Origin of the sequence: Blautia sp. NSJ-140, from assembly GCF_022868965.1 — a bacterium.
GTDB lineage: Bacteria > Bacillota > Clostridia > Lachnospirales > Lachnospiraceae > Blautia_A.
In genome coordinates this window covers 24,910-34,543 of sequence record NZ_JALIFS010000020.1, presented here as the reverse complement: position 1 = coordinate 34,543, position 9,634 = coordinate 24,910, and the positions used below count along the sequence as shown (strand labels likewise).

Annotated in this window: 10 protein-coding genes and 2 pseudogenes; 3 read left to right on the top strand and 9 right to left on the bottom strand. The window is 40.6% G+C overall.

Annotated elements, in window-relative coordinates; all coding sequences use genetic code 11:
- The 9 genes and pseudogenes from MUB50_RS17325 to MUB50_RS17320 all read right to left on the bottom strand — a co-directional run.
- Positions 1–146 (bottom strand): helix-turn-helix domain-containing protein (locus tag MUB50_RS17325; RefSeq protein ID WP_186582426.1); only part of this gene is annotated, 146 nt, incomplete at its 3' end.
- Positions 109–243 (bottom strand): annotated as a pseudogene (locus MUB50_RS17400) (hypothetical protein); the annotation flags it as partial. The pseudogene MUB50_RS17400 and the gene MUB50_RS17325, both read right to left, overlap by 38 nt.
- Before the next feature lie 265 nt (positions 244–508).
- Complete coding sequence (recD2, locus tag MUB50_RS16670; protein WP_173754499.1) at positions 509–3,139, bottom strand: SF1B family DNA helicase RecD2; 2,631 nt, start codon at positions 3,137–3,139, stop codon at positions 509–511.
- A 122-nt stretch (positions 3,140–3,261) separates the two neighbouring features.
- Positions 3,262–3,954 carry an MBL fold metallo-hydrolase gene (locus tag MUB50_RS16665; protein WP_114002500.1) on the bottom strand — a complete coding sequence of 231 codons (693 nt, stop codon included), beginning with the start codon at positions 3,952–3,954 and terminating at the stop codon, positions 3,262–3,264.
- Positions 3,955–4,212: 258 nt separating this feature from the next.
- Entirely contained in the window at positions 4,213–4,881 is a 669-nt protein-coding gene (gene deoC, locus MUB50_RS16660) for a deoxyribose-phosphate aldolase (protein ID WP_021652514.1), read from the bottom strand.
- Between the two features lie 12 nt (positions 4,882–4,893).
- Complete coding sequence (locus tag MUB50_RS16655; RefSeq protein WP_015526454.1) at positions 4,894–6,084, bottom strand: phosphopentomutase; 1,191 nt, start codon at positions 6,082–6,084, stop codon at positions 4,894–4,896.
- 37 nt (positions 6,085–6,121) lie between these two features.
- Positions 6,122–6,934, bottom strand: a complete 813-nt coding sequence (locus tag MUB50_RS16650) for a purine-nucleoside phosphorylase (protein WP_138276898.1) — start codon at positions 6,932–6,934, stop codon at positions 6,122–6,124.
- Positions 6,935–7,093: 159 nt separating this feature from the next.
- Entirely contained in the window at positions 7,094–7,519 is a 426-nt protein-coding gene (locus MUB50_RS16645; RefSeq protein ID WP_138276897.1) for a GNAT family N-acetyltransferase, read from the bottom strand.
- Between the two features lie 232 nt (positions 7,520–7,751).
- A pseudogene (locus tag MUB50_RS17320) lies at positions 7,752–7,862 on the bottom strand (8-oxo-dGTP diphosphatase MutT); the annotation flags it as partial.
- Positions 7,863–8,312: 450 nt separating this feature from the next.
- Here MUB50_RS17320 and MUB50_RS16635 point away from each other — a divergent pair.
- From MUB50_RS16635 to MUB50_RS16625, 3 genes are all read left to right on the top strand, one after another.
- A complete protein-coding gene (locus MUB50_RS16635) occupies positions 8,313–8,828 on the top strand; it encodes a helix-turn-helix domain-containing protein (protein WP_092071021.1) in 516 nt (171 codons plus the stop codon).
- Positions 8,829–8,965: 137 nt separating this feature from the next.
- A complete protein-coding gene (locus MUB50_RS16630) occupies positions 8,966–9,247 on the top strand; it encodes a nucleotidyltransferase family protein (RefSeq protein ID WP_092071024.1) in 282 nt (93 codons plus the stop codon).
- On the top strand, positions 9,228–9,632 hold the full coding sequence (locus MUB50_RS16625) for an HI0074 family nucleotidyltransferase substrate-binding subunit (RefSeq protein ID WP_022426101.1): 405 nt from the start codon (positions 9,228–9,230) through the stop codon (positions 9,630–9,632). Before MUB50_RS16630 ends, MUB50_RS16625 begins: the two co-directional genes overlap by 20 nt.
- Positions 9,633–9,634: the final 2 nt, after the last annotated feature.

Genomic DNA, 9,634 nt, shown 5'->3' with positions numbered 1-9,634 from the left:
CGGAGCATCTTTTTTTCTTTCTGGTAATAGCTGATCTTATCTGCAAGCATCTGGTTATAGATAAAGCGGCTGCAGCCGATTGTTTGCTCTATCTGAACTCTCTGCTCTTTATTTGGATAAATCCTTATTTTTACGGCGCGGTTCATTCTTCTCACCCTGGCTTTCTATATACTGCCGTATCGTTTCAATCGTTGCTCCGCCTGCACTGAGCAGACAGAATATCTGACCCCAGAATGCATCTTTCATGGTCTAACTCCATTATATTTATCATCCTTTTTCTTATATCGACGGATATGTATTTATGAACTAATTGTTCTTTTTCAGTATACTACATCAGGGAAGGGAGAACAAGTGTTTCTTTTATACTATAGAGATTTTTTTGAGCAGATATGCTCAGATGTGCAATTCATCTCCCCACCTGAAGAGGTGGGAGAATTCTTGCTACATTTGTTAAAGATATTAAAGGGTTGCGGCTATAGAAATCAGACCCCAAAGCCGAGACGTTCTCTCAATGAATTTCCCGACCGATCCATTCCATGATCACATTTACAACATATTCCTGCTCCGCTTCTGTCAATTCCCGTCCTTTCGGAATACGATGCCATTTTTCCAGACATCCCCTGCAACAGGTAGCTGTGGCATGCTGGGCTACAAAAACCGGATGCCCTCTCATCGGTGTCTGTTTTCCATCATTTGGTATTTCTGCCGGTGCAAGACGCTTTCTGATAAAATCACAGGCATGCTCACGTACTTTCTCCATTCCCTTTTCTGATACATAACTCCGATCGTTTGCCTTCAGGGAAAAACTGCTTCTGAACTTTGACTGCGACAGGCGTTTCCAAAGATTTCCCTCATAAACTGCCGGTGTCTCACATACCATAGAAGGCTGGATGCTGCCCTTATAGACGATCATCTTCTTACTGTCACTTCCGTTCTCATTCACTGTCTCGTCTACTGCCTCTTTCAAAAGCTGTGCCTTCACTTCCTGTGCTTCTTTGCTGTCCGGCTGCAGACGTCTTGCCAGACATGTATTTCTGCCAGTTGTCGTTTCATTTTTTATCGCATAATACACAGCTTTCTTCTCTCCGACAAGTACCAGGATCTTTTTCGCCCTGGTCACACCCGTATAAAGGAGATTTCTCTGCAGCATGACAAAATGACTCATGGTAAATGGCATGACAACGATTGGATATTCGCTTCCCTGGGATTTGTGGATCGTTACTGCATAGGCAAGCGCCAGTTCGTCCAGCTCTGTCACATCATAGACTACTTCCCGTTCTTCAAACAGAACTGTCAGTTCCCGTTCTTCCACGTCAACTTTTGTGATAGTCCCAATATCTCCGTTAAATACTTCCTTATCGTAATCATTCCGGATCTGCATCACCTTATCCTTCAGCCGGTACTGTGTGCCGCCTCTCCGCAGAAAGATCTTTGACGGATTCATGGCTTCCTGCAGCACCTGGTTCAGATTTACTGCCCCACATTCGCCTCTCTGCATCGGAGTCAGCACCTGAATATCCTGCAGTGGATCTACATGATAGTATCTCGGCAGGTTCGCCTTACAATATTGGACGATAGTATCCACCACTTCCTGATTACTCTCTTTGGTGGCAAAGAAAAAGTCGGCATCTTTTCCGCCTCTCATATCAATGCCTTCCCCTTTATTGATCCGGTGTGCATTCATGATGATCCGACTTCCCTGTGCCTGACGGAAAATCCGTGTCAGACGAACTACCGGAACACATGCGGAATCAATGATATCTCTGAGAACATTGCCCGCTCCGACACTTGGCAGCTGATCAATGTCGCCTACCAGAATCAGAGACATCTGCTGTGGCAATGCTTTTAAAAGATTATACATCAACATAATATCGATCATGGAACATTCATCCAGTATCAGCACATCTCCTTCCAGCGGATGCTCTTCATTTTTCTGATAGCCTTCCGGAGGTTTATATTCCAATAACCGGTGAATCGTTTTTGCTTCCATTCCAGTTGCTTCTGACATTCTCTTTGCTGCTCTTCCAGTCGGCGCAGCAAGAATGATCTGACATCCAGCCTGCTTATATGCAGAAATAATTCCCAGAGTTGTTGTAGTCTTTCCGGTTCCAGGTCCACCGGTCAGCACCATGACCTTAGAAGAAACCGCTGTCTTTACCGCCTGCCACTGAATCTCGTCATAAGTAATTTCTGATGAAGCTGCTACTTTCTCCAATATTTCTTCCGTATCCTCAGATTTCTTCTTTCCACAGGACATCAACCGAAGCAGCCGCTTTGCACAGCCACTTTCTGAAAAATAATATGGGGGCAGATAAATTGCTTCCCGATCTTCTGCTTCATCTCTGATCACATCATTCGTGCGGATCATCTCATCCAAGGTGATCTCCAGCATCGATTCTTCCACTTCCAGAAGTTCCTTTGCCTTTCCAGTCAGCTGTTCTCTTGTTGTATAACAATGACCTGCTTCTGCCAGCTTATTCAATGTATAAAAAATACCACTGCGCAGACGGACAAATTTGCCTTTGTCAATCCCCATCTTCTGTGCAATGGAATCCGCTGTCTTAAATCCAATTCCCCAGATGTCATCTGCAAGCCGGTATGGGTTCTCCTTTACGATCGCAATGCTTTCACTTCCATATGTCTTGAAAATCTTTGTCGCATGAGAGGTGCTGACCTCATGACTCTGCAGAAAAAGCATGATATTCTTGATCTCTTTCTGCTCCTGCCAGCTTGTTTTGATCCGGTCTACACGTACTTTTCCTATACCTGATACTTTGAGCAGTTCATCTGGTGTCTCTTCAATAACATCCAGTGTATCCTTCCCGAATTTTTCCACAATTCTTTTTGCAAACTTTGGACCAACGCCCTTCACCAGACCGGAACCAAGATATTTTTCGATTCCATATACTGTAGCAGGAAGTGTCTCCTCAAATTTCTCCACCAAAAACTGCCGCCCATATTTGGCATCCATCTTCCACATACCTTCCAGAGACAGCACAGAACCAACATGGGTATCCGGCATCGTGCCAACTACTGTGACAAGATCACTGTAATTCTTCACTGCACATTTCAGAACCGTGTAGCCATTGTCAGCATTCTGATATGTAATTCTCTCAACTACACAACGTAAGTGCTCCATGCCCGTCTCCTTCTACTCATAATTCATTACAAATGACCACAGAATAAAATACTCTGATCCATAAAAGATCACCAACATACATCCGCTTTACGGCAGAATCTCAAGCCAGTAGCCATCTGGGTCTACGATGAAATTTCTTCTCCTTTTGTACATTCTGTGTTTCTAATGCGTGACTTATATTGCGGATATTCAGTAATAAACCGCTTAATTACATTGGCATCATTCCAGTAATGCATTGGAAAAATGACATTGCAATCTACATTTTTAAGGAAATACAGGATCCCGTCAGCATAGTGATCTCCCTGTCTCGGATCCAAGGGAACAAATGCAGCGTCAAAATGCATACCCTTGATTTTCCTGATCGCCGCGCGATATGCTGAAGTAAGTCTCTGGTTATCAGCTTTCGACCCACCATCCCAATACCAGTCGTTTAAATCACCGGCATGATAAATGGTACCTTCCTTTGTTTTGACAATAAATGCGACACCACTATCGTTAGATAGCAATGTATCAACTTTGGTTTCATTATCCAAACTATAAGCTTGATCATGATAAACATATGTGATCTTCATATCCGACAAATGATTCCTTTTTCGTATATCATTCGCCAGGATTGCCTGATAAGTCATTCCCATATCATCAAGGATCCCAAAAATTTGTGGGTTAAAATGATCCTTATGGAAGTGACTGCAAAAAACGATCACTTCTTTCTCCTTGTCAAGATTCGGTAATTCACCCTTGTAATAATCAAAAATATAGTAGCAGTCTCTGGTCTCAACCAAAAATCCACTGTGGTTAATGTAAGTAATTTTCATAATATCACCTGTATAAATTAACGCCGGTACCGGATAGCAAATCTTTCTTTGCCATGTTTATTTTTCCTTTTTCGAGCGTTTGTAAATTTCACGACAACAGCATTTCTAATACAGATTTTATCGTATTTTTTAGATTCCGTCCATCCTTTATCCACAGCTGGTAGAAAAATGTGAAATGATACTTTTACAAATTCTATTACTTGTTGTTAGTTCATAATTTATGTATAATCCTGTCTTTGACAGTCCTCTTTCACAGTGTTAATATCCTGCACCAGTGTCCGTATTTTTCAGGATCTTAATAAGACGGCTTGTTCCAAGACGCTCTGCGCCAAGACTGATAAATTTTTCTGCATCATCGAAGGATGAAATTCCACCTGCTGCCTTAACTTTTACATTTTTTCCAATATATTTCTTCATCAGCTCTACATCTGCAAAAGTTGCTCCCGCTGTGGAAAATCCGGTAGAAGTTTTGATAAATTCTGCTCCTGCATTTGTAACGATCTCACACATTTTAATTTTCTCTTCTTCGGTAAGAAGACATGTCTCAATGATAACTTTGAGGATTCTTCCATCACAAGCTTCATGGATCGCACGAATCTCATTCTCTACTTCCTCATATCTTCCATCCTTTAAAAATCCGATGTTAATAACCATATCGATTTCTGAAGCACCATTTGCAATGGCGTCTTTTGTTTCAAATACCTTTACAGCAGTTGTATTATATCCGTTCGGAAAACCGATCACTGTACAAATCGGAAGTTTTCCCGCTACATATTCCGCTGCCTGTTTTACATAAGCAGCCGGAATACATGCAGATGCAGCCTCATATTTCATGGCATCATCCAGGATTCCTCGAATATCATCCCATGTTGCAGTCTGTCCAAGTAATGTGTGATCCACCTTTTTTAATATATCTTTTTTATCCATTTTACCTTCCTTTTACTTCAGTTCATCCAGAAGAGAACTTCCAATTGTTCCCTCCGGCATCTTAACTTCAAAATTATCTGCGATCGTTGCACCGATTACTGCAAAAGTATTCTGATCTTCCAGTTTTCCGTATCCCTCCATAGATGGGGAATAAGCAAAAAATGGTACTTTTTCTCTTGTGTGATCAGTTCCTGTATGCGTCGGATCATTTCCGTGGTCAGCTGTAATGATCAGAAGGTCATCCTCACGAAGCTCATCAAGAAGTTCACCAAGTTTTACATCAAATCTTTCAAGTTCCTCTGCATATCCCTTTACATTGCGTCGATGTCCCCAAAGAGCATCGAAATCTACAAGATTTACAAAACAAAGCCCCTCAAACTCTCTTTTCGCAATGTCAATTGTCTGCTCCATTCCATGAACAGAGCTTTTTGACTTATTGGACTCTGTCAGTCCCTCGCCGTCAAAAATATCAAAAATCTTTCCAACAGAGATCACATCATAACCTGCATCCTTCAATGCATTAAGCGCAGTTTTTCCGTAAGGCTTCAGTGCATAATCATGGCGGTTGCTGGTACGTTTGAACTCACCTTTTTTCTTGCCAAGGTAAGGTCTTGCAATAACACGTCCGACTTTCCACTCATCCCTCATGGTGATATCACGGGCGATCTCACAGCAGCGATACAGTTCATCCAGTCCGAAAGTCTCCTCGTTTCCGCAGATCTGCAATACAGAATCAGCAGATGTGTAAACGATCATATGACCGGTAGCGATTTCTTCCTCAGCCAGTTCATCCAGAATCTCTGTTCCGCTGGAGCTCTTGTTTCCAATTACTTTATGTCCCGTTCTCTTCTCAAGCTCATCGATCAGCTCTTTTGGAAATCCGGTCTCTGTAAAAGTCTTAAACGGTTTTGTGATGTGAAGCCCCATCATTTCCCAGTGTCCTGTCATAGTATCTTTTCCGGTACTGGCTTCTTTTAAAAATGTATAATAACCCATTGGTCGCTCCACTGCTGCAACCTGTTTCAACGGATGAAGATTTGCAATTCCAAGCTTCTGAAGGTTTGGAATCGTAAATTCATCTACATTCTGGGAAATATGTCCCATAGTATCTGTTCCTTCATCCCCGTACTGGGCTGCGTCCGGCATTTCTCCTGCCCCAAAGGAGTCTATTACAATAGTAAATATTCTCTTATATTTCTTCATAATTTTTGTCTCCTTTCTGCTGTCTTACTTATGGATCTTACATATTTACAACAACTTTTGTTACTAATTCCTTGAAGGATTTCGCTACGCGGTCTGCTGTTTCCTGCACTTCTTTATGGTTAAGCTCTTTTTGGGAAATTCCTGCTGCCATATTTGTGATGCAGGAAATTCCACAGATTTCCATTCCCATGTGTCGGGCAGCCATAGCTTCGCATGCGGTGCTCATTCCAACTGCATCTCCACCCCATCTCTGTGCAAGTCTTACTTCTGCAGGAGTCTCATAATTTGGTCCTGTAAACTGTACATAAACACCTTCCTGAAGTTTGATGTCACATTCTTTTGCACATTTGCGGATCACATCCTGAAGACGGCGGCTGTATACCTCACTCATATCCGGAAATCTGGTTCCCAGCTCATCCATGTTCGGTCCTATCAGAGGGCTTGGAACTCCCGTTGTAATGTGATCTGTGATCATCATGAAATCTCCCGGTTTATAGGAAGGATTAGCTCCTCCTGCTGCATTAGTGAGAAGGATTTTTTTCGCACCGAGCATTCCCATAAGACGCGTTGGAAGAACAACATCTGACATTGCGTATCCTTCATAATAATGAACACGTCCCTGCATGATTACAACCGGTGTTTTCTCCACATACCCAAACACAAAACGTCCCTTATGTCCTTTTACAGTAGAAACCGGAAATCCCTCGATGTCCGTATAGTCGATGGTCTGTTCAATCTGAATTCCATCTGCAAAATCTCCAAGTCCGGATCCAAGGATCAGTGCAACTTCTGGTTTGAAATCAATTTTCTTTCTTACGCTTTCCAGGCATGTCATCAATTTTTCATACATAATTACTTCTTCCTTTCTTTTGGGTGTTGTCATTATATTTATGCTTTTTTCATAAAGGCAATTCCTCTGCAATGGTCTTTCCAATGCCCTGAGCGCCTCCCGTCACAATCACTACTTTATTGTTAAACTCCATATAAAATCCTCCCCAAAATCCGCTTTCTATTTCTGTTGCCACAACATTGTGTATTCTTTTTCACCAGTAGCATCATCGAATCCTTCGCATTGAATATCGAACCCTTCTCTTTGGTAAAAAGAGATGGCTCTGGTATTCTTCTGGTATACGTTTAATCGCAATCTAGCTTTTTTATTCTTGATATACTCTAATAAAAGTTTACCTATACCACATGACTGCATTTCATCAGAAACAAAAATACCTTCCATGTATTCGTTACTTAATCCGACAAACCCCTGAATCATTTTATCATCTTCATACACATAGACTTCCGCTTGTGACATCATTTCTTTCACTAATTCATAATTACTTGTCCAATATTGCTCAGGAATAAAATAATGCGCTTTTAAATTGGTTTTCAACCATATGTCAGCAACTCTATCAATATCTATGTTCTGCATCTTTCTGATCATAACAAATATTCTCCACCAACTTTGATTTCTCTGTAACAACCAATCAGCTATATCGTGAATCTCAACCAGAACCACAACCGAAATCTAGTATCCTTGAACCTACCGGAAGCATTTTAGTGAACCGCTCCTGTACAACCGTAAAATCTACCAAACGAGTCCCCTGGACAAACATATCCGCATTTGATTATAATATTCTATTGTTTTGTCCAGGAAGTTTCTCCTCAATCTTAGCTTATTTCATGTACCTTCGGATTTTATCTATCAAAGTGACGTCTGCCGGTAACCAGGCAACACTATTTAACTGATCCTTTGTAAGCCATTTTGCCGCCTCTGCTTCCTTTAATTCAATTCATTGATCACATTCGCATCCATTAATGTAGATCTCCCTCTCGTTTCGTGGTGAGCAAAACAAAATACTCTGCTTTATTATACCTTATGGGAGAGGGTTTGTCATTGAAATCTCCAGGAAGCAAGCGTGGCAAAGGCAGCCGAAAGTAACGATAGCAACAAAAAAACAGTTCCGGACATACTGAGGTTAATCAGTGTATCTGAACCTGTCTTTTCTATGGTCTTTCCAATGAATAGCTGCGCTGGCTTTTCCTTGGAATAGATTATTTAATTGTAAAAAATTCCCGTGAAATGATTTATAAAATAGGTAATTTTACAAAGTCTATTACTTGTTGTTAATTCATAATTTATGTATAATAAAATTCATATAAGAAATACACGCTCAGCATGCGGCCTGGAACATAAATAATCCGCAAGTTTAGCGATATACGAGGAGGAAATTCTCATGGGTAAACAATCCACCAGGGAAAACAAAACAATTTACCAGCTTTGCCGAGAAGCGGCAGGACTTACAAGAGCAGAAGCCAGTGAAAGAATGGATGCTGTCTCTGATTCAAAAATTGAAAAATTTGAATATGAAACACAAGAACCTACGCCTTATGATATCCTCCAGATGGCAGATGCCTATAAAAGACCAGATCTTTGCAATTATTATTGCTCTCACAAATGCGAAATCGGCTATCGTTATGTTCCAGAAATAGAAATGACCGATCTGTCAAATATCATTTTGGAGACAATTGCCAGTTTAAATGAAATCAATCCTCTTACCGGTCGTCTGATCCAGATTGCCCGTGACGGTAAGATCAGCGATGATGAAATGAAAGATTTTGCTTATATCAGTAAAAAACTTGATGAAATTTCTTTAGCCATAGACTCTTTGAATCTTTGGGTAGATAAAACAGCTGGAGAACAAGGGCTCAATCTTGAACTCTTAAATGCCGAAAAAGAAAAATTAAAATAATCCATAACACCACGAAAGGATTACGACTATAGAATAACCCCAACCGCAGTCAGTGTCTTTAAAGTTGAATTAATCTATAGAAACTGCTATCATATTTTTATCAGAATTTTCCAAGTAAAGGAGGACATGAGTGGATCATGAACGTAATGCCCATTTCCGAAATCATCGAAAAAGTAACCATGATTTGCAAAAAAAATAACGTAAAGCGCCTTGATTTATTCGGTTCCTTCGCCACAGGCACTGCGACCCCCACCAGTGATATTGATTTTGTAGTATACGGCTGTGATAATCTAATGCAGTTAGAAGATGATCTTCAGCAGATTGAAACGTTAAGGAAAATTGATATTTTTGACTTTGACAGTATAAAAAATGAGTATTTATTGGAGGATATAAAAAAATATGGAAAACAAATTTATTAACCGCTATAACACTTTCTGTAAAAGTCTCTCCAATCTTGCAAAAAGCAAAACAGCCGACCCCAAGACCGATTTTGTTCTCGAAGGAACTGTTCTCAATTTCAGTCTTACTTTCGACATCTCCTGGAAAGTTATGAAAGATATTCTGATCAAAAAAATGGGAATTCTTGATTTTGCAGTTGGCTCTCCACGCGAAACTCTGCAACAGGCATTTACCAATGGTATTATTGATGATGACACCTGGCTGCAAATGCTGAAATCCAGAAATCATTTGTCTCATGATTACGATGGTACTTTCGCCGCAGAGAAATTTCAGGACATTATAAATATTTATTATCCTCTTTTTGAAAAATTCAAAAACGATGTTGCGAAATATTATAAGCAGTAAAC

Coding starts and splice junctions, on each gene's coding strand:
- recD2 (WP_173754499.1), bottom strand. CDS start 3,139: ATGGAGCACTTACGTTGTGTAGTTGAGAGAATTACATATCAGAATGCT.
- MUB50_RS16665 (WP_114002500.1), bottom strand. CDS start 3,954: ATGAAAATTACTTACATTAACCACAGTGGATTTTTGGTTGAGACCAGA.
- deoC (WP_021652514.1), bottom strand. CDS start 4,881: ATGGATAAAAAAGATATATTAAAAAAGGTGGATCACACATTACTTGGA.
- MUB50_RS16655 (WP_015526454.1), bottom strand. CDS start 6,084: ATGAAGAAATATAAGAGAATATTTACTATTGTAATAGACTCCTTTGGG.
- MUB50_RS16650 (WP_138276898.1), bottom strand. CDS start 6,934: ATGTATGAAAAATTGATGACATGCCTGGAAAGCGTAAGAAAGAAAATT.
- MUB50_RS16645 (WP_138276897.1), bottom strand. CDS start 7,519: ATGATCAGAAAGATGCAGAACATAGATATTGATAGAGTTGCTGACATA.
- MUB50_RS16635 (WP_092071021.1), top strand. CDS start 8,313: ATGGGTAAACAATCCACCAGGGAAAACAAAACAATTTACCAGCTTTGC.
- MUB50_RS16630 (WP_092071024.1), top strand. CDS start 8,966: ATGAACGTAATGCCCATTTCCGAAATCATCGAAAAAGTAACCATGATT.
- MUB50_RS16625 (WP_022426101.1), top strand. CDS start 9,228: ATGGAAAACAAATTTATTAACCGCTATAACACTTTCTGTAAAAGTCTC.